The sequence below is a fragment of the Streptomyces sp. BoleA5 genome, from assembly GCF_000373665.1.
In the GTDB taxonomy this organism is placed as follows: domain Bacteria; phylum Actinomycetota; class Actinomycetes; order Streptomycetales; family Streptomycetaceae; genus Actinacidiphila.
In genome coordinates this window covers 508,212-527,907 of record NZ_KB892091.1, presented here as the reverse complement: position 1 = coordinate 527,907, position 19,696 = coordinate 508,212, and the positions used below count along the sequence as shown (strand labels likewise).

Below are 19,696 nucleotides of genomic sequence, written 5' to 3'. Positions count from 1 at the left end.
CCGCGGGCTGCTCGCTACGTAACGGGGTCGCGCCGGTGCAGCAGGACACCGACTCCGTCGTCCAGGGCGAGGGTGCCGCGGGGCACGACCACGAGGTCCGCACCGCTGCTCGCCGCGGCGCGCAGCAGGGCGGCCCCGGCGGGTTCCTCCGGCCCCGTCCACAGCTGCCCGGGCGGCGGCGGGGGATCGTTGACCAGCACGGCCGCCGCCCGGGCGCCCCGCAGCGCGGCGACGACGGCCGCGGTGCCCTCGCAGGCGGTGCGGTCCCGCGCCCGCTGCACCCGGTAGGCCTCCAGGCGGGCCCGGTCGGCGGCGTTGAGGCGGCCGCCGAGCGCACGGGCGAGGAGCTCCTCCGAAGGGGCCGGGCCGGAAGTGCCGGCGGGACGTGCGGTGCCGACCGTGACGAGGTCGCTCCTCAGGTGTTCCGGCATGTGGTCGACCAGCATCTCCGCCGTCCGGGGGTCGCCGGGGTCGCGGCCCAGCACGAGCACCTCGGCCGCGCCGCGGTCGGCCAGGTCGCTCAGGTCCCCGGCCAGCTGTGGCGCGGTCAGAGGCCACTCCTGCACCGGGACGGTCTGCCGGACGGCCGGGTCCGGGTCGGGGCGCCCGGCCGGCCAGCGTCCGGTCCGGGCGGCGACCCGGATGCCCTCGCCGTCCTCGGTGCGGCCGACGAGCAGCTCCAGATAGGGCACGTCCGGGGCGCGCTGCACCACCAGCGGCAGGGCGTCCGGCAGGGCCTCGAGCCCGGCCGTGTCGCGCGGTGGCGGTTCGGGCAGTTCCTCGGCCAGCACGAGTTCCCCGCGGGTGGCGAACAGGGCCTGGCCGTGCCGTCCGGGCAGGTCGTCGTCGGTGCCCACGGCGGCGTGGAGGGCGTGGACGGTGGCCGGGTCGGCGCCGTGGGCCGTGAGGTCGTCCCGCAGGTGCCGCCAGCGCCGCGCGATGACGCGGTCGGGATCCTCGATGTCCCGGGAGGTGTCCAGGTAGGCGCTCGCCCACGGGCCCGGCCTGGTGAACAGCGGTTGCAGGAACGACAGCTTCATCAGGGTGCCTCCCGGAGCGGGCTCCCGAGGCCGCGAGGCGACCGGGGCCCGTGCGATCGGAGTGTGCGCCGGCAGCCGATGCCGGCCCCCCTCGTGGCTCCCCGTACCCGTGCGGTGATCCCTTATGCGTGGCGGCCCGGGCAGCGGGCCGTCCGGGCCGCCACGGAACTCAGGAGAGGCAGCCGACGTGCGCGAGGGCCTGCCGCAGCAGCACGCCCTGACCGCCCTGCATCTCCTGCTGCAGCTGCGGCGACGACGCCTCCTGCGGGGTGAACCAGACCAGGTCGAGCGCGTCCTGCCGGGGGTGGCAGTCGCCGGCCACCGGGACGACGTAGGCCAGCGACACCGCGTGCTGCCGCGGGTCGTGGAAGGGAGTCACGCCCTGTGTCGGGAAGTACTCGGCGATGGTGAAGGGCTGCGGGGAGACCGGGATGCGGGGCAGTGCCATGGGGCCGAGGTCCTTCTCCAGATGGCGGACCAGCGCCTCGCGGACACGCTCGTGGTGGAGCACCCGTCCGGACACGAGGGCGCGGCTGACGCTCCCGTCCGGCCCGATGCGCAGGAGGAGACCGATGTGTGTCACCTCCCCGCTGTCGTCGACCCGCACGGGCACGGCGTCCACGTAGAGGATCGGCATGCGTGCGCGGGTCAGCTCCAGGTCGTCCGGAGACAGCCAGCCGGGCGTGGTTTCGGTCATGTCGGCCATCGGGTGATCGTACGCGGAGAGAACGCCACGTGGGGGCGATCGACGGCGTGCGCCGCGAACCTGCTCGACACGTGCGCTCAGGCCCGTTCCCCTCCTGCCCTGAGCTCGGCGAGCGGCGCGTAGATCGTCGAGCGGGGACGTCCCGAGGGCCTCGGCGACGACGGGTACGGCGCCGCGCCTCGCGAAGACCCCGGCCCGTTCGAGTTCGCCGAGGACGGCGAGGCGGTCCGTGCGGTCCAGGCGTTCGGCGGGCCGGCCCCGGGCGCGGACGCGGACGCGGACGCGGGAGGCGATGACCCGGTCCACCTGCCGGGTCCACCCCTCCGCCAGGGGCGTCTGCTCGCCTGGTGCGGCGGCCGGAGCGGCGAACGCGGTCAGGACGGCGGCCGCCCGGTCAAGCGGTGTGCGGTCCAGGTGGACGCAGAGCACGGCCGACTCGGTGCCCTCGGCGTCGCGCAGCACCGCGCTGACGGAGGACACCCGCCGGCCGCCGGGGAGCAGCGTCTCCCGCGGGCCGTCGACGTCGTCCGCCGGACGCCCCGGCGGCCCCAGCTCGCCCGGCAGCGCCCGGTCACCGGCGGTACGTCGCGTGACCGGGTTCCAGACGCCCAGGACGCGCTCGTCCCTGACGTCGTGCAGGACCACTTCGGCGTGCGGGCTGAGGAGCCTGGCCACGGCCTCGCAGGCCGACCCCCACAGCGCGACGCGCGCATCGATGTCGTCGTCCACCCGGAAGCCCTTCTTTCCCTGCCGACCGCCCCGCGGCTCCGGCGAGCCGGCCGTGCCGCGGGGAAGGGCCGTCGTGTCTTGTGGCGGTGCCGGGCGGAACCGTTGCGCTACGGGGCCGCGGGCCGGTTCCTGAGCGCCTGCCAGAGCATCCGGTAGAAGTCCGCGTAGGTGCGCTCCACGTGGACGGCGAGGGACCGCGTCTCCTCGTGGCGCTCGCCGAGGCGGTTGATCGGCACCGTCATCGCCGCGTGGTGCTCGATGTGCAGGTTGTTGCCGTTGGTGAACCAGGTGCTCAGCCAACTGCCGCGAATCGAACGTGTGTTGCGCAGCACGTCCGTCGTCTGCGTGTCGCACAGCAGGTGCTCCGGGAGTTCCACCAGGAAGTGCAGCGGGACGGCAAGCAGCAGCGGCAGGACCCACAACCGCAGCACGTACTCGCCGTGTCCGAGGAACGCCAGGCCGACCGCGCCTCCCACCGCCGCGCCCAGCAGGGCGTGTTCGGTCACGATCCGCCGTCGCATCGCCGGGGCGATGTGCCCGAACGCGTACGTCCAGCGTCCCGTGACCGCGCGTACGACGTCCGCGCCGACGGTGCCCAGGCGCGGGTAGTCCAGCAGCCCGCGCAGCAGCGCCCGGAAGGTCAGCGGCCCCCGGGTGTCGAAGCCGAAGAACTCCGTGTCCTGCGGGGTGCCCAGGTAGCGGTGGTGCTGCAGATGGCGCACGCGGTAGTGGCTGTAGACCACGAGGAGCGGCATTCCCAGGGGCACGCCGACCAGCCGGTGGGGGAACGCGCGCCGGAAGGCGGAGTGGTGCAGGCACTGGTGCTGCAGCTCGACGGCGTGGGTGAACATGGCCGCCAGCAGGACGATCCCGGCACCCGCCGCCCACAGGTTGCGCTGCAGTGCCAGCGCCGCCGCGGCGCAGGTGAGGAGCGCCAGGACGGCCAGCTTGGCGAGGAAGACCCGCTCGTCGAAGGACGTCACCCGCAGCCGTGCGAACAGGACGGCCGCAGCGGCGGGCGGCGCGCTCTCGCGCTCGGGGAGGATCCGGTCAACGGCCACTGAGCACCACCACGTGGGTACCGGGCACCAGGCCCTCGGACCGGGCGGTGCGGAGCAGTCCCGCAAGGGCGACGGCCCCGGCGGCGGTGGGGAAGGCGCCGTACTCGGCCAGCGCGTCGCGGGCGTCGCACAGCTCCCGGTCGTCGGCGCCGATGACGGTACCGCCGGTGGCCGCGATCGCCGCCATGGCCTCGTCGCCCTGCAGGGCGTGCCAGTTGACGAGCGGCTGGTTGTGGTCGGTGGTGGAGACGGACTCCGGCGGCAGGGTCCGGTACGGGCCCGGCCAGCAGGTCACCATCGGGTTGTTGCCGGCCGAGCCGACACCGTTGATCACCGTGTCCCAGCCGAGCAGCTCCAGTTGGCGCCGCACCGCGATGGCGGTCGTGCCGTTGCCGACGGGCAGCCAGATCACCGCGGGCGCCTCGGGCAGTGCGGCCCGCAGCGCGGACACGACCATGCCGTGCCCCTCGAACACGGCCTCGACGTAAGGGCCGTCCACGTTGCCGTCGACGCAGTCCCCGGTGGCGGCCAGCCGGCGGGACTCGTCCACGGCGTCCTCGTAGGCCCCGTCCACGAGGTGGACGCGGGCGCCGGCGGCGCGCATCGCCTCGCCGCCGTCGCTCCAGCCGGCAGGGAGGACGACCGTGCACTCCACCCCGGCGACCTGGCAGGCCGTGGCCATGGCCCGCCCGTAGTTGCCGCAGGTCGCGATGGTGACGTGCCGGTGGCCGTCGGCCACGGCGCGGGCGACGACGGCGCGGGCGGCGGGCTCCTTGTGGCTGCCCGAGGCGTAGCGCGTCTCGTCCTTGACCAGGACCCGGGCGCCGGGCACCAGGGCGGAGACGTCGATGAGGGGGGTGCCGAAGGCGTCCGAGGGCGCTTCGGCGGACAGCGGTGCGGGGGTGGGCATGACGGTTCCTTCGGGGGTGGTGGACGGACGTGCCTGCGGTGCCCGGCACGGTCGTGCCGGGCACCGGCGTGCGGGGGTGTCAGACGCGGGCCGCGGCCAGCTGGGAGTCGGCGTGGCCCTGGAGGTCGTCGAGATCGCCGAGCTCCGCCGGGGGCAGGGCGTCGGGCAGGTCGTCCTCGAGCAGGCGCAGCCGGCGGTTCGCCCAGCCGCGGGCCGCCCAGCCCAGTTGCAGCAGTCCGCTGACGACGACGAGCAGCGCGAGTCCGCGTCCGGGCCCGGTGCCGAGCAGCACGCCGACCGTGTCCGCCAGGGCGCCCGCGGGCTCCAGGAGCGGCTTCACGTAGTGCTCGGCCAGGGGGCCGACGACCAGGTAGCCGAGGGGCATGGTCAGCATCATGAGCGTCATGAAGATGGCCAGCACCCGGCCCTGGAGTTCCAGGCCGACCTTGGTCTGGACGAGGGCGATCCAGTGGCCGTCGGCCAGGGACTCGCCGAAGGCCAGCAGGAACATCCCGGCGATGATCAGCGGCGGGCTGGCGAAGCCGACCATCACCATCGCCAGGCTGGCCACCGCCATGGAGATGATCATGCCCTGCGCCCTGCGGGCCGTGCCGCCCCACAGCCCCATCACCAGGCTGCCGCACAGGCCGCCGACACCGGCGGCGCCGAGGGCCGTGCCCAGCATGAGGGGGGACTGCTCGATGAGCAGCATGGGGGTGATGACCGCGAACCCCAGGGTGTAGAAGGCGTGGTCGATGACGAAGAAGCGCAGCGCCGCGCGGAGCCCGGGTCGGCGGGCGATGTAACGCCAGCCGCCGGTGATCTCCCTGCCGAACGACTCGTCGCGGCGGCGGAAGAGGGTGTCGGGGAAACGGACCGCCAGCAGGGTCACCACTCCCGCCGCGAAGCTGCACACGTCGATCATGATCACGCCGGAGACGCCGATGACCCCGATCAGCCCGGCACCCATCATGGGCGCGAAGACCGTGCCCACCCCCACACCGAGCTGGCTGATGCCGTTCGCGTGGCCGAGGTACCGCTTGGGGACCAGTTGGGCCACCGCTGCCAGGTAGGCGGGGCGCTGGAAGGCGCCCGCGACGGAGGTGACCGACACGGCCAGGTAGACCTGCCACATCTCCAGGCCGCGGCCGAGGACCAGCAGGCCGAGCCCGCCCATCGCCAGGCCCGCCACCGCGTCGCTGGTCAGCATGATCATGCGGCGGTTCCAGCGGTCCGCCACTGCTCCTGCCAGCGGCCCGGCGAGGATGCCGGGGAGCATGCCCACCGCGTTGACCACGGCGAAGTCGGCGATCGAGCCCGTGCGCTGGTACACCCAGATGCTCAGGACGAGCGTGCTGAGGCTGCTGCCGATCATCGACAGGAACTGGCCCAGTGCCACGACGGCGAACCGGGACAGGCTCGGTGTGGTGTGCCGGGTGTCCCCCGCGGCCTCGCTGCCCTTGGCGCGTTCCGCCGGCCGCCCGCCCTGCCCGTCCGTGACCGCCCGCCCGGCGGGCCGAACTCCGTCCGACGGTGTGGCGTCCTGCGCGGCAGGTGGCCCCTGCCACCGCTCGGCGTGCTCCACCAGCGTCCGGGCCAGCGGTTCGGCGTGCGTCCTGACGAAGAAGTGGCCCGCCTTCGGCAGCACCGCCAGGGAGACGTCGTCCGCGAAGTGCTCCCACTCGTGGTGGCGTTCCTGGTACAGCTCGGTGACCCGGTCCCGGGAGCCCACCACGCTGAGCACCGGGGCCCGCAGCCTGGGGGCCGCGGTGTCCTGGTAGGCCCTGGTGTAGTACTCCTCGGCGTCCCGCGCGTCGTGCCGCACGTTGCGCAGCACGAACTGCTCCTGCTCGGGGTCGTCGAGGTCGGTGAAACCGCCCCGTGCCCGCAGGTAGGACAGGTACTCCCGGTCGGAGGTGAGCCAGTCGGTGGGCACCAGCCGGTGCACCCAGTCGAAGAACCGCCCGGGGAGCCGCGCCGTGGGGAAGCTCGCGCCCAGGCCGACGCCGACGACCTCGACGCCCGCGGCCTCCGCCTGGCGTGCGACCTCCAGCGTCACCGCCGTGCCCAGGCAGTGCCCGTAGAACAGGACGGGACCCTTCACCGCGCCGAGTTCCGCCACCACCCGGCCGGCCACCTCGGTGCCCGGCAGCAGCGGGTCGTCCGGTCTGCTCATGTCGTGCCCCGGCAGCTCGACCGCGTACAGCCCCCACTGCGGCGGCAGTTCGTCGGCCAGCGGAAGGTAGGCGACGGCGCTGCCGCCGGAGAACGGCACAGCGACGACCGTGACGCCGCCCTCGGCCGGATCCGCGTCCTTCCCGGTCAACCGGTGCAGCAGCGGCGCCGGCTCGGCCCCCTGCTCCTCGCCGCGCTCCGCGCGGTCCGCGAGCAGCGCGGCGAGCGCGCGCACCGTCGGGGTGCGGTACAGCTCCACCAGGGCCAGCCCCGGGTCGATCTGCCGGACGATCCGCAGCGCCGCGAAGGAGTCCCCGCCGAGGGAGAAGAAGCTGTCGTCGATGCCGATCGCCTCCTCCTCCACGCCCAGCGTCCCGGCCCAGATCGCCGCGATGCGCCGCTCGGCCGCGTTCCGGGGGGCAGTGCGTGCCGGGGCGTCGGAGGCGTCGGGCGGGGCCGGCAGGGCGCGCCGGTCGAGTTTGCCGTTCGGGGTGAGCGGCAGCCGCGGCAGGAACACCACCCGCGCGGGCACCATGTGCGTGGGCAGCCCGGTCGCCAGGGCCTCGCGCACCGCCGCCTCGGTGAGCGCGGCCTCCGGCGCCGCCACGAGATAGCCGACGAGCTGGGCGGCCCCGGAGGGCAGGGTGTGCACCGCGGCCGCGGAGGCCGCCGCCCCGGGCAGCGCGCCGAGCGCGGCCTCGACCTCGCCGAGCTCCACCCGGTAGCCGTTCACCTTGACCTGGTCGTCCAGCCGGCCGAGGAAGTCCACGGTGCCGTCGCGGCGGTAGCGCGCGCTGTCCCCGGTCCGGTACATGCGCGCGGTGCCGACCACGCCGTCCGGGGCGGCGTGCGGGTCGGCGTACGGGTCGGGGACGAACCGCTCCGCGGTCAGCTCCGGCCGCTCGTGGTAGCCGGGCGACACCCCGGCGCCGCCCAGATGGAGTTCACCCACCACACCGGGCGGCACCGGCGCCCCGTACGCGTCCAGCACGTACACCCGGTTGTTGGGGAACGGACGGCCGATGGGCAGCGGCGCCTCGGCGGGCAGGTCGTCGACGTCCCCGTCGAAGTACACGTTGTCGACGGTGACCTCGGTGACGCCGTACGCGTTGACGACCCGGTTGCCGGGGCCGACGAGACGCCGCGCCCGCTGGTACTCGCGCACCTGCCACTTCTCGCCGCCGCCGATCAGCAGCCGCACGAAGTCCAGCCGCTCCCCGGCCTGTTCGGCGTGGGCCAGCAGCGCCCGCAGTACGGCCGGCACCAGCTCGGTGCACTGGACGCCCTCGTCGCGCATGAGCGCGTACAGCTCCGCCGGGTCCAGCAGCGTCTCGCGCGGGACGACGACGAGCCGGCCGCCGGTGCAGTGCGCGCGCAGCGTCTCGCCGACGAACATGTCGAAGGAGAAGCTCGCGGCCTGCTGGTACGTCCAGTCGGGGTCGAGGTCGTAGGCGCGCTGCCACATGGCGGCGGCGTGCACCAGGTTGCGGTGGGTCACCTCCACGCCCTTCGGGCGGCCGGTGGAACCGGAGGTGTAGATGACGTAGGCCGGGTCGTCCGGCGTCCCGGTGGGCACCGGATCGGCGTCCGCCGCGGCGTCGACCAGCGCGGCGTCACGGTCGAGCGCGAGGACGGTCGTGCCCCCGGGGGCATCCGGGGCGCCCTCGAGGTCGAGCCGGGTGACCAGCGCCACCGGCCGGCTGTCCTCGAGCATGTAGCGCAGCCGCTCGCCCGGGTACGCCGGGTCCAGCGGCACGTAGGCACCTCCCGCCTTGAGGACGCCCCACATCGCCGCGAACAGGTCGATCCCGCGGTCCAGGCAGATCGCCACGCGCTCGCCCGGGCGCACGCCCCGCTCGCGCAGCAGGTGCGCGATGCGGTTCGCCCGCCGGTTGAGCCAGTCGTAGCTGACGGTGCGCGGGCCCGAGGTCAGCGCGGGCGCGTCCGGCCTCCGTGCGACGCAGCGTTCGAAGACCTCCTGGAGGCTGTGCGCCGGGGGGATCGCCGCGGCGCTGTCGTTCCAGGTGTGGAGGACGGTGTGGCGCTCGGCCTCGGTGAGCAGCGGCAGCCGGCCCACCTCGGTGCCGGGTGCGGCGGCCGCGGCGTGCAGGAGGGTGAGCAGGTGGTCCACGAAGGCCTCGACCCGCTCGGCGTCGAAGAGTTCGGCCGCGTAGTCGACGGTCAGGACCGGTCCGTCCGCGGGGAAGTCCAGGCCGATCGCCAGGTCCGCCATGGTCGCGGCGGGGGCCTCGTCCCCGGCGTAGGCCAGGAGCGGGTCGCGCGGCGCCGCCGTGTTGTGCACGGTCACGCTCACCCGGCTCAGCGGGTCGGGCCTGCCCCCGCCGGCCCGCCGCACCGCCGCCGCGATCTCCGGCAGCGGCAGGCCCTGGTGCTCCAGGTCGCGCAGGACCGCGTCCCGTACCCGGCCGAGCAGCGCGGCGAAGCTCGGCTCGCCCGTCAGGTCGCCGCGCAGCGGCAGGATGTTGAGGACGGAACCGACCACGCCGTCCAGCGCGGGATCCTCCCGTCCCGCCACCGGCGCCAGGACCGTCACGTCGGTGCGCCCGCTGTACCTGCCGAGGACGACCTGCACGCCCGCCAGGACGACCATGAAGAGGCTGGCCCGGTGCTGTCTGGCGCACGTGTCCAGCAGCGCGAGCGACGCCGGCTCGAGGTCGCGGGTGACCCGGCCCGCGCGGTGGGTCGCCACGGCGGGCCGCGGACGGTCCGCGGGGAGCTCCAGGTCCAGCGCTGCGCCGTCGAAACGGTCGCGCCAGTACGCCGCGAGCCGGGCGTCACCGGACGCGGCCGTCCCCTGCCGGGCCACCTCCGAGAGGCGGTCGGCGGCGGCGTGGCGCGGCTCGAGACCCGCGCTCAGGTCGCCGTAGACCTCGGCCAGCGCGTCCCCGAGGACGCCCACGGACCAGCCGTCGAAGACCAGGTGGTGGACGGCGAGGAGGAGTTCGTCCCCGTCCGGCGTGCGCAGCAGCACCGCGCGCGCCACCGGGCCGCGCTCCAGGTCGGTCCGCTCGGTCACGATCCGGCGGCGCTCCGCGGCCGCCCGCGCCCGTGCCGCGTCCGGTGCCAGGTCCCGCAGGTCGACCTCGCCGTACGGGACCGTCGCGGAGCGGTCGACGTCCGTCACCGGCTCGTCGCCGGCGTAGGGGAAGCGGGACACCAGAGCGGGATGGCGTGCGGCCAGCACGGCGAGGCACCGGGGCAGCAGCTCCGGGCGGACGGGCTCCGCCCATCGGTAGCGGATGCCGAGGGTGTGCACCGGCAGTTCGGGGCTCACCTGCTCGGCCATCCAGAAGTCCCGTTGCAGCGCGGTGAGCGGGAACCGCGACGGCTCCTCGGCGGGTTCGTCCGCGTCGCGCGCGGCCGCAGCCGGCCCCGGAGCGGCGTCGGCGGCGGGGAGGACGCCGGCGACCTCGGCGAGCGTCGGCGCCGCGTAGAGCGCGCTGAGCGTGAGGTCGGCGCCGTGCGCGTGCCGCAGCCGGCTGATCATGCGGATGGCGGAGAGCGAGTCCCCGCCGAGGGCGAAGAAGTCGTCGCCAGGACGGATGTCAGCGGCGCCGAGCAGTTCCCGCCACACGGCGGCCACGAGCGCCTCGGGCGAGGAGCCCCCTGCGTCGCCCGCCGCGACCGGGGACACCGGCGGCGGCGTGGCGGCCAGCGCCGCGCGGTCCACCTTGCCCTGCACGGTCAGCGGGAAGGCGGCGTGCACGGAGAAGACGGCGGGCACGAGGTAGTGCGGCAGCCGGGCGGCCAGCTCGCGACGGACGGCATCCGTGCCCGGCGCGCCGTCCTCGGTGACGAGGTGGGCCGCGAGCCGCGGCGCGCCCGCGCCCTCGTCGACGAGGACGACGGCGTCCCTGACGCCGCGCACCTCGCGCAACGCGCTCTCCACCTCGCCCGGTTCCACGCGGAAGCCGCGGATCTTGACCTGCTGGTCGAGCCGGCCCAGGTACTCCAGGTCGCCGTCCGCCAGTCGCCGCACCCGGTCGCCCGACAGGTACTCCCGCCGCCCGTCAGGTCCCTCCCGGAAGCGGTCCGCGGTCAGGTCCGCACGCCCGAGGTAGCCGGTGGCCACTCCCGTGCCGCCGATGCGCAGCTCGCCGGGCTCACCGGGCGCCGCCGTCGTGCCGTCCGCGGCGACGACCCGCACGGTCACCCCGGACAGGGGCGTGCCGATCGGCACCGGACCGCCGCCGGTCCACGTGGTGAGGTCGGCGGCGGTCGCCACGACCGAGGTCTCGGTGGGGCCGTACGTGTTGAGCAGCCGCACCCCGGAGCCGACCTGCGCCTGCCAGCGGATGACCGCCTCCGGGTGGACGGCCTCACCGCCGATGATCACGGTGCGCACTGCCGCTGGGAGCGCGGCCTCGCCGCGCTCGAGCGCCCCGACGAGCTCGTGCCAGTACGCGGTCGGCAGATCGAGGACGGTGACGCCGAGTCCGGCGCAGCGGTCCAGGAAGACGTCGGGACGGCTGATCATGTCCTCGTCCCGGACGACGACCGTGGCGCCGGCGGTGAGCGGCGGGAAGATCTCCTCCACGCTGGCGTCGAAGCTGAGCGAGGCGAACTGCAGCACCCGGTCGGTGGGGGAGAAGCCGTAGCGCTCCCCGGCCGCCCGGCAGAAGTGCGCCAGGGCGCGCCGCGGAACGACCACGCCCTTGGGCCGACCCGTCGAGCCCGAGGTGAAGACGACGTACGCGGGGTCCTCCGGCGCCGCGGCGGTGCCCGGCAGGCGAGCGGTTCCGGCGGCGTCGACCGCGATGACCGGCGTCCCCGCCGGGAGGGAGCCGGCGATCCCGTCCGTGCCGCCGGCCGGGACGATCACCACTCGGGGGGCGGCTTCCTCGACCATCACCGCCAGCCGCGCCGCCGGGTAGCCCGGGTCGAGCGGCAGGTAACCGGCTCCGGCCCGCAGGACCGCGAGCATCGCCGTGACCGCGTCCCGGCCCCGGGGCAGGGACAGGCCCACCAGGTCCCCCGCGCGCACCCCGTTCGAGTGCAGCGCCCGCGCCAACGGCGTGACGGCGGCCAGCAGCTGGGCGTAGGTGGAAGTGCCCGTCGCGTCGACGACGGCCGGGGCGTCCGGGGTCAGCCGAGCCTGTTCCTCGATCGCGGCGAACACGTCCGACGACGCATTCTCGATGGCGCCGAAGGTGACGGCATCGGCCACCGTGGGTCCGGCCGGAGCGGCCGGGTCCACGGCCGGTGTAGTGCGCACGCGATCTCCCTGGGAGCTGTCCCTGCACTGTGGCGGCACCAAGCGGAACGCCTCGGTGAATTTGTGGGACGCGCGCGACGACGATGTGAATGATCTCGGTCACCTCGTCTGCGATCACGTGAATGGAGCCTGGTGAAAAGGCAGTTGACGCAAATGCGACGCTGTGACGAATGGTCATTTTGTAGGGGCTGCCGGATCCGTGCCACGCGGGTCGGCCATCGGTCCCGCGGTGGTGCGATGCTGGAAGCAGCGGATCATCGCCGGCGGAGATGACCGGCTTCCGGCCGGCCGACGGAAGGGCAGCTGGGTACGCATGGATCTGCGGCAGATGGAAGTGGTCGTCGCGGTCGCGGAGGAGGGCGGGTTCACGGCGGCCGCCCACCGGCTGCACGTCGTGCAGTCCGCGGTGTCCGGCACCGTACGGGCGCTGGAGCGGGAACTGGGCAGCGCGCTCTTCGAGCGGACCACGCACCGCGTGTCGCTGACGCTGGCGGGGGAGGCGTTCGTGCCGGCCGCCCGTGCGGCACTGCGCGCGGCCGAGGAGGCCCGTGCGGCGGTCGACGCCGTACGGGGCGAGCTGCGGGGCCTGGTGACGGTGGGCACGATGCAGGGGGTCTGGGCCGGTCTGCACCGGGCGCTGGCCAGCCTGCGCGCGGAACACCCCGGTGTGACCGTGCGCCTGCGGCAGGGTGCGGTGGCCGACATCCGGCAGGCCCTGCGGGAGGGCACGGTGGACCTGGCCGTTGTGGCCCTCGACCGGCAGCAGCAACGGGGGCTGGTGACCCGTCTGCTGTCCCGCGAGCAGATGCTCCTGGTCGCCGCGCCGGGACGCGGTTTCGCGGAGGACGACGTGGTGACCTTCGAGGAGGTCGCCGGCCTGCCCTTCGTGGACTTCCCGTCCGGTTGGGCGATCCGTTCCGAGGTGGACCGGGCGTTCCGGGCCGCCACCACCGAACGGACCCCCGTGTTCGAGGTGAACGACATCTTCGCCGCGGCCGAACTGGTCCGGCACGACCTGGGGGTCTGCGTCATGCCCGCCTCGCTTGCCGCCCGCTTCCCGGACCTCGCCGTACGCCGCTTCGAGCGGCACGCGCCCTCCTGGAAGGTCATGGTGGTCAGGCCCGGAGGCGATCCCGCGCCCGCCGTCGAGGCGCTGCTGCGCCACATCACCGCTCGCACCGCGGCCGGCGGACGCGGCTGAGCGCGGTCAGCGGGACGCGGCCTGCCCGGTCGTGTTCTGCCCGGTCGAGCCCTGAGCGGTCGCGGCGGGCGTGCCCTTGCGGGCGGCCCGGAGTTCGGTCCCCCAGTAAGCGAGGCCGACCAGGGGAAGAGCGGCCCCCAGGACGCTGACCGCCGTCCAGCCGGCTGCGTGGTAGGCGAGCGACCCGAGCTGCGACCCGAGGGCGCCTCCCGCGAAGAAGACGGCGATGAAGGCGCTGTTCAGCCGGGACCGCGCGGCGGCGTCGAGTTGGTAGACGGTGTGCTGCCCGAGGATGAGGGCGGTCTGCACGGCCATGTCGATCAGGATCGCGGCGAGGGCGATCAGGACGATGCTGTGCTGCCCGAAGCCCGCCACGGCGAAGGCCGCGGCCGCCACGCCGAAGGCGATCCCGGTCACCGGCCGTACGAGTCCGCGGTCCGCCCAGCGGCCGGCCGTCGGTGCCACCGCGGCACCCGCGGCGCCCACGAGCGCGAAGACCGCGACGCCGATCGGCGAGTAGTGGAACGGACCGGTGAGCAGGAAGGAGACGGTGGTCCAGAAGGCGCTGAACGCGCCGAACATGGCCGCCTGGTACAGCCCCCGGCGCCGCAGCGCCGGATGCGTCCGTAGCAGCCTGACCGTCGAGCGCAGGACCTGGGAGTAGGGCAGGGAGGTCGTCGGGGCGTGCCGCGGCAGGGCGGCGCGCAGCGCCAGGGCCAGGAGGGCCATCAGGACCGCGGAGCCGAGGTAGACGTAGCGCCAGCCCGCGACGTCGGAGACCAGGCTGCTGACCGTGCGGGACAGCAGGATCCCCGCGAGCAGCCCGCTCATCACCCGGCCCACGACCCGGCCGCGGGCGTGGTCGGGCGCGAGACCCGCGGCGAACGGCACCAGGATCTGCGCGACGACGGAGGTCGCACCGCTGACCAGGGACGCGACGAGCAGCACCGGGAAGTCCGCGGCGGTCCCCGCCACCGCCAGGGCGACGGTGGTGACGGCGAGCAGCGCGGTGACCAGCCGGCGCTTCTCCAGCCGGTCGCCGAGCGGGACGAGGAGGAGCATCCCGGCGACGTAGCCGATCTGGGTCACCGTGATCAGCGTGCCGGCCGCCGCCGTGCCGAGGTGGAAGACCCGGCTCAGCGACGACAGCAGCGGCTGGGCGTAGTAGAGGTTGGCGACGGTCATCCCGGAGGCGACGGCCAGCAGCGCGACCAGCCATCCGGGAACGCCGTGGGTGGTCGCGGACGGCGCGGGGCGCCGCGTGGAGGGGTTCTTGGACGCGGGGGACACGAGGGCCTTCTCGTGACGGGAACCGATGGTGCGGTTCGGGCGGGCGGAGTGTCGGTCGGGCGACGCCTCGCGCTGCCCGGCCGACTGCTGCAGCGCCCGCGCCGGAGGATTGCTTCCTCCGTGAAGGAGATGACTTGCGATGTCGGTCATCTCGATCCGAGATGACCGCCGATCGCCCTCACCGCCGGGCGGTGGAGTCCTCGGGCGGCGTCACCTCGAAGGTCCCGGCCGCCCCGGCCGCCCCGGCCGCCCCGGCGGCCTCGGAGGCCTCTGCGGCCTCGACGGGTTCCGGCACCGGCCGCGAGACCGCGTCCCGACCCAGCAGCCGGCCGAGCGCGGCGACCGCGGGCTCGGTGTAGCGGGCCGCCGGCGGACCCGCGACGACCAGGATCAGGACGTAGGCGGTGGCCAGCGGCCCGATACGGGGCTCCGTGACGACGGCGAGGCCGGCGATGACGATCGAGAACTCCCCGCGTGCGACGAGCGCCCCGCCCGCCCGCAGCCGCCCCCGCGGATGGACGCCCGCCCGGCGGGCGGCGTACCAGCCGGTGACGATCTTGGTTGCCGTGGTGACCAGCGCCAGGGCCAGCGCCGGGAGCAGCACCGGCGGTATGGCCGCCGGATCGGTGGACAGCCCGAAGAAGACGAAGAACACGGCGGCGAACAGATCGCGCAGCGGGGTCAGCAGACGGCCCGCACCGGCGGCGACCTCACCGGACAGGGCGATGCCCACCAGGAACGCGCCGACGGCCGCCGACACCTGGAGCTTCTGCGTGATGCCCGCCACCACCAGCGCCAGCCCGAGCACGACCAGGAGCAGCATCTCGGGATTGTCGGACGAGACCGCCTTGCTGAGCAGCCGTCCATGGCGCAACGCCAGGTACAGGACCGTGCCCACGGTGCCGAGGGCGATCGCCAGCGTCACCCCTCCGGCCGCCAGGCCGAGGCCCGCCAGCAGGGTCGTCAGCAGCGGCAGGTAGACGGCCATGGCCAGGTCCTCGATGACCAGGACGCCGAGCACCACGGGCGTCTCGCGGTTGCCGAGCCTGCCGAGGTCCGTGAGCACCTTGGCGATGACACCCGACGAGGAGACCCAGGTGACCCCGGCCAGCGCGACGGCGGCCACCGGACCCCACCCGAGCAGCAGTGCCGCCACGGCGCCCGGTACCGCGTTGAGGACGAAGTCCACCGCCCCCGAAGGGTATTGGGCGCGCAGATTGCCGACCAGTTCCGAGGCGCTGTACTCCAGCCCGAGCAGCAGGAGGAGCAGGACCACCCCGATCTCGGCCCCCACGGAGATGAAGTCCTCGCTCGCCGACAGCGGTACGACCCCGCCGTGCCCGAAGGCGAGCCCGGCCAGCAGGTAGAGCGGCACGGGCGACAGCCCGATCCGGCCCGCGAAGCGCCCGATGATGCCCAGCCCGAGGATGACGGCACCGAGTTCCACGAGAAGCGCGGTGGTGTCGTGCATCCTCAACTCCCGGACACGATCGCGGCCAGGGCGTCCACGCCCTCACGCGTGCCGACCGCCACGAGGATGTCCCCGATCGCGAGCCGGAAGTCCGGTCCGGGCGAGGGGTGCGCGCTCGTCCGCCGCATCACCGCCACGACGGAGGCCCCGGTCAGCGTCCGCGCCCGGGTATCGCCCAGCGGCCGCCCGGCGTACGGCGACCGGGAGCCGACCGGGATCTGCTCGGTGACGAGTCCGATGCCGTCCGTCCGCACCGCCTCCAGCGGTGTCGGGTCCAGCAACCGCGCAAGCCCGGCGGCCTCCTCGGCCTCCAGGGGGACCGACGTGCCGCAGGCGTCGGGATCGTCCGCCTCGTAGAAGCCGAGGAACCGCCGCCCGTCCTGGTGCACCACCACCGACAGATTCCGCCCGGTGCGCGTCGTCACGTCGTACTGCGTCCCGATGCCCGGAAGGGTCGTCCGCCGTATGCCCACTGCTGCCTCCCAGGCAGGCCCGCACCTCTGGACGCCGGTGAGGGCCACCTTCGCGCCTTCACTGTCGGCGGGGTGCCCTCGACCAGCGGCTTTTACGTCCGTATTACGTTCAAACGGACGGTTCTATTCCGGCCGGGGCGATGCGGAGCGACACGGGGCGTGCGGGCGACCCGCGGCGCGGTCGCGAGATGCGCACGACGGCCGCAGCGGTCCCGCCCCTGGGGGCGGGACCGCTGGCGTGGTCGAAGTGGTCGAAGTGGTCGAAGTGGTCGAGGTGCCGGATCAGGCGGCGGGCACCGTCGGGGGCAGTGCGAGGGCGGCCTTGACGCTGCGCGTCGGCTCGTCGGCGAGGACCTCGAACCGGTCGTCGGCCAGCGCCTCCATGGTGAGCTCCGCGACGCTGGCGGCGCTGATCTTCGGGGCGTCCGTCCAGGCGCTCAGATCGGTGTCCACGAATCCGCAGTGCACGCCGACGACCAGGGTGCCCTGGTCGTACAGGCCCTTGCGCAGGGCGTCCGTCAGCGACCACTGCGCGGCCTTGGACGCGGCGTAACCGGGGAACTGGGGCTGCCCGACCCAGGAGGCCAGCGACAGCATGTTCACCAGTGCCCCGCCGCCGTTGCGCGCCAGCACCGGGGCGAAGGCCTGGGAGACCGCCCACGTGCCGAAGTAGTTGACGTCCATGGCCTGGCGGGCGCCGTCGAGGCCGCCGGTCAGGAGTCCGCTGGTGGCCCCGCCGACGCCGGCGTTGTTGATGAGGACGGAGACGTCGCCGGCGGCCTCCGCCGCCGCGGCCACCTGTGCCTCGTCCGTCACGTCCAGCCGCAGCGGGACGAGGTCCGGGTCCGTCACGCTCTTCGGATCACGGACGCCGGCGTAGACCTTCGCCGCGCCGTGCTCCAGGAGTGCCCGGGCGAACGCGTGCCCGATCCCTCGGTTGGCCCCCGTGACCAGGGCGACCGTTCCCTTGATGTCCATGCGGCTTTCCTTTGCGAAACGCCCTTTCGGCAGGGCTCCGTACACAGCTGACGACGCGGGCCCCCGCAGGCGGCCCACGTACTGAGGTTAACACCTGAATTTAATTATGAAAGGCAGCTGTGGATCGGCCGCGAGGGTTCATGGACGGGGCCAGGGCCGCCCGGCGAGCCGTTCGATGTCGGCGTTGAAGCGCCTGAGATAGCCGGCGAAGGCGGTGATGTCCTCCTCGGGCCAGTCGGCCATGACCTTGTCCAGGCCGCTGATGATGGCCTCCCGTTCCTCGTCGAGCATCCGGGCGCCCTCCGTGGTGATGCGGAACTTGCGGGCCATCCCGCCCTCGGGGTCGGGGATGCGCTCCACGAGGCCGGCGCGCATCGCCGCGGCGGTCTGCCGGTTGAGGGTGGAGGTGTCGAGTGCGAAGGCCTCGCTCAACTCGCCGATCGACATCGGCCCCTGGACCCGGATGCGGCTGAGGAGGATGTAGGCGCTGCGGTCCAGGGCGCCGGACCTGTGGCGCAGCAGTTCGTGGCGGCTGAGGAGCATCTGCTCGTACTCGACGTCGTGGGTGGACCTGCCCATGTGCCTTCCGCCTCCTGCCGTTCACCGGGCCGCCGGTGTGCGTCTTCGGCGCCCGCCGCCATCCTCGCACAGGGCGTGCACCAGCCACATCATGTGCGTGATGCACTTCCTATGTACGATGCACACCGATCCCGAACGTACGACCGCCAGGCGAGGAGTGTCGTCATGAACGCCCCACAACCCACAGCACGCGCCGGGGGCGTGGTCGCCACGCTGGCCCTGGCCGGCGTCACCGCCGCGATCATGCAGACGCTGGTCACCCCGCTGCTGACGGAGCTGCCGCAGATCCTGCACACCTCGTCGTCGAACGCCGCCTGGGTGATCACCGCCACCCTGCTGGTGGCGGCCGTGTGCGTGCCCGTCTTCGGACGCCTCGGCGACCTGGTGGGCAAGCGCCGCATGCTGGTGGTCTGCTCGGTGCCGCTCATCGCGGGCTCGGTGGTCTGCGCCCTGTCGTCGTCCGTCGTGCCGATGATCGTCGGACGAGGTCTGCAGGGCATGGGCATGGGCATGGTGCCGCTCGGCATCGCCCTGCTCCGCGACGTGGTCCCCGCGGAGAGGCTCAGCTCCTCCATCGCCCTGGTCAGCGCCTCCATGGGAATCGGCGGCGGCCTGGGCCTGCCGATCGCCGCGGCCATCGCCCAGTACGCCGACTGGCGCGTGCTGTTCTGGGGCTCGGCGGGCCTGGCCGCCGTCGTCGCGGTGCTGATCTGGTTCTTCATCCCCGAGGTTCCCGCCGGAGCCAAGGGCCAGCGCTTCGACGTGCCCGGCGCGCTCGGCCTGGGCGCCGGACTGGTCTGCCTGCTGCTCGCCGTCTCCAAGGGCGCCGACTGGGGCTGGGGGTCGGCGACCACCCTCGGCCTGTTCGGTGCCGCCGTCGTCGTACTCGCGGCCTGGGGATGGTGGGAGCTGCGCACCCGCGACCCGCTGGTCGACCTGCGCACCACCGCCCGGCCCAGGGTGCTGATCACCAACGTGGCCTCGGTCTTCGTGGGCTTCGGCATGTACGCCGGGATGCTGGTCGTCCCCCAGCTGCTGCAGTTCCCGAAGGCGACCGGCTACGGCCTCGGCCAGTCCATGCTGGCGGCGGGTCTGTGGCTCCTGCCGGGCGGCGTCATGATGATGATCGTCTCTCCCCTCGGCGGCAAGCTGACCAACTCCCGCGGGCCCAAGTTCACGCTGATCTCCGGCGCCGTGGTCCTCGCCGCCGGGTACGGACTGTCGCTGGTGCTGACGGGCACCGCCTGGGGCCTGATGCTGGCGGTCATGGTCGTCAACAGCGGTGTGGGGCTCGCGTACGGCTCCATGCCGGCCCTGATCATGGGCTCGGTCCCGCTGTCGGAGACCGCCGCCGCCAACGGCTTCAACGCCCTGATGCGTTCGCTCGGCACCTCGGTCGGCGCCGCCGTGATCGGTGTCGTCCTCTCCCAGATGACCACGACCGCGGGCGGCTACACCTTCACCTCCGAGAGCGGCTTCCGCACGGGCCTGGTGATCGGCTGCGGCATCGCGCTGCTCGCCGCGCTCATCGCGACGGCCATCCCCGCCGCCCGCGCCGCGTCCGGCGACGCGCGGGCCGAGCCGGCCACCGAGCTCAGCAAGGCCGCGCCGGCCGGCTGACCGGCTGTCCGCCGTCGCGCGTTGACCGACCCCGCGCTGCGGCGCTCGACGCGCAGCGGCCCGCAGGCCCGCGGGGCCGCACCCCCGATGCCGGGGTGCGGCCCCGCGAGCGTCATCGGCCGCGCACCCGTCGGGAAGATCCACAGGACAGGGGCCGCCGAGTGCCCTCGACCCGAACGGCTCGAGTGTCACGGGGTCTCACTGCTCCTGACGGCGCTCGCCCGGTG

12 protein-coding genes and 1 pseudogene are annotated in these 19,696 nt (G+C 74.2%); 2 read left to right on the top strand and 11 right to left on the bottom strand.

Annotated features, from left to right (window positions below):
* Window positions 1–14 precede the first annotated feature (14 nt).
* The 6 genes and pseudogenes from B085_RS0106210 to B085_RS0106190 form a co-directional block, all read right to left on the bottom strand.
* A complete protein-coding gene (locus B085_RS0106210; RefSeq protein WP_018557699.1) occupies window positions 15–1,040 on the bottom strand; it encodes a hypothetical protein in 1,026 nt (341 codons plus the stop codon).
* A 169-nt stretch (window positions 1,041–1,209) separates the two neighbouring features.
* Entirely contained in the window at window positions 1,210–1,746 is a 537-nt protein-coding gene (locus tag B085_RS49915) for an NUDIX hydrolase family protein (RefSeq protein WP_026250738.1), read from the bottom strand.
* Between the two features lie 195 nt (window positions 1,747–1,941).
* A pseudogene (locus tag B085_RS49910) lies at window positions 1,942–2,391 on the bottom strand (PAS domain-containing protein); the annotation flags it as partial.
* Between the two features lie 191 nt (window positions 2,392–2,582).
* Complete coding sequence (locus B085_RS0106200; RefSeq protein WP_018557697.1) at window positions 2,583–3,536, bottom strand: fatty acid desaturase family protein; 954 nt, start codon at window positions 3,534–3,536, stop codon at window positions 2,583–2,585.
* Window positions 3,526–4,446 carry a pyridoxal-phosphate dependent enzyme gene (locus B085_RS0106195; protein WP_018557696.1) on the bottom strand — a complete coding sequence of 307 codons (921 nt, stop codon included), beginning with the start codon at window positions 4,444–4,446 and terminating at the stop codon, window positions 3,526–3,528. Before B085_RS0106195 ends, B085_RS0106200 begins: the two co-directional genes overlap by 11 nt.
* Before the next feature lie 79 nt (window positions 4,447–4,525).
* A complete protein-coding gene (locus tag B085_RS0106190) occupies window positions 4,526–11,857 on the bottom strand; it encodes a non-ribosomal peptide synthetase/MFS transporter (protein WP_234018504.1) in 7,332 nt (2,443 codons plus the stop codon).
* Between the two features lie 328 nt (window positions 11,858–12,185).
* On the opposite strand from B085_RS0106190, the gene B085_RS0106185 reads away from it, so the two are divergent.
* A complete protein-coding gene (locus tag B085_RS0106185) occupies window positions 12,186–13,058 on the top strand; it encodes a LysR family transcriptional regulator (RefSeq protein WP_234018503.1) in 873 nt (290 codons plus the stop codon).
* Window positions 13,059–13,064: 6 nt separating this feature from the next.
* Here B085_RS0106185 and B085_RS41445 read toward each other — a convergent pair whose 3' ends face one another.
* The 5 genes from B085_RS41445 to B085_RS0106160 form a co-directional block, all read right to left on the bottom strand.
* Window positions 13,065–14,348: an MFS transporter gene (locus B085_RS41445; protein ID WP_234018502.1), complete on the bottom strand. Its 1,284-nt coding sequence runs from the start codon at window positions 14,346–14,348 to the stop codon at window positions 13,065–13,067.
* A 178-nt stretch (window positions 14,349–14,526) separates the two neighbouring features.
* Window positions 14,527–15,819 (bottom strand): cation:proton antiporter, encoded by a 1,293-nt coding sequence (locus tag B085_RS0106175; protein WP_018557693.1) that lies wholly within the window; start codon window positions 15,817–15,819, stop codon window positions 14,527–14,529.
* A gap of 2 nt (window positions 15,820–15,821) precedes the next feature.
* Entirely contained in the window at window positions 15,822–16,292 is a 471-nt protein-coding gene (locus tag B085_RS0106170) for a cation:proton antiporter regulatory subunit (RefSeq protein ID WP_018557692.1), read from the bottom strand.
* A gap of 282 nt (window positions 16,293–16,574) precedes the next feature.
* Entirely contained in the window at window positions 16,575–17,270 is a 696-nt protein-coding gene (locus tag B085_RS0106165) for an SDR family oxidoreductase (RefSeq protein WP_018557691.1), read from the bottom strand.
* 138 nt (window positions 17,271–17,408) lie between these two features.
* A complete protein-coding gene (locus tag B085_RS0106160; protein WP_018557690.1) occupies window positions 17,409–17,849 on the bottom strand; it encodes a MarR family winged helix-turn-helix transcriptional regulator in 441 nt (146 codons plus the stop codon).
* A 165-nt stretch (window positions 17,850–18,014) separates the two neighbouring features.
* On the opposite strand from B085_RS0106160, the gene B085_RS0106155 reads away from it, so the two are divergent.
* Entirely contained in the window at window positions 18,015–19,469 is a 1,455-nt protein-coding gene (locus tag B085_RS0106155; RefSeq protein WP_026250736.1) for an MFS transporter, read from the top strand.
* The last annotated feature ends 227 nt before the right edge of the window (window positions 19,470–19,696 follow it).

Bases quoted from the DNA above. Each gene is read 5' to 3' on its own strand.
- B085_RS0106160 (WP_018557690.1), bottom strand. From the start codon at position 17,849: ATGGGCAGGTCCACCCACGACGTCGAGTACGAGCAGATGCTCCTCAGC.
- B085_RS0106165 (WP_018557691.1), bottom strand. From the start codon at position 17,270: ATGGACATCAAGGGAACGGTCGCCCTGGTCACGGGGGCCAACCGAGGG.
- B085_RS0106175 (WP_018557693.1), bottom strand. From the start codon at position 15,819: ATGCACGACACCACCGCGCTTCTCGTGGAACTCGGTGCCGTCATCCTC.
- B085_RS0106155 (WP_026250736.1), top strand. From the start codon at position 18,015: ATGAACGCCCCACAACCCACAGCACGCGCCGGGGGCGTGGTCGCCACG.
- B085_RS0106210 (WP_018557699.1), bottom strand. From the start codon at position 1,040: ATGAAGCTGTCGTTCCTGCAACCGCTGTTCACCAGGCCGGGCCCGTGG.
- B085_RS49915 (WP_026250738.1), bottom strand. From the start codon at position 1,746: ATGGCCGACATGACCGAAACCACGCCCGGCTGGCTGTCTCCGGACGAC.
- B085_RS0106185 (WP_234018503.1), top strand. From the start codon at position 12,186: ATGGAAGTGGTCGTCGCGGTCGCGGAGGAGGGCGGGTTCACGGCGGCC.
- B085_RS0106195 (WP_018557696.1), bottom strand. From the start codon at position 4,446: ATGCCCACCCCCGCACCGCTGTCCGCCGAAGCGCCCTCGGACGCCTTC.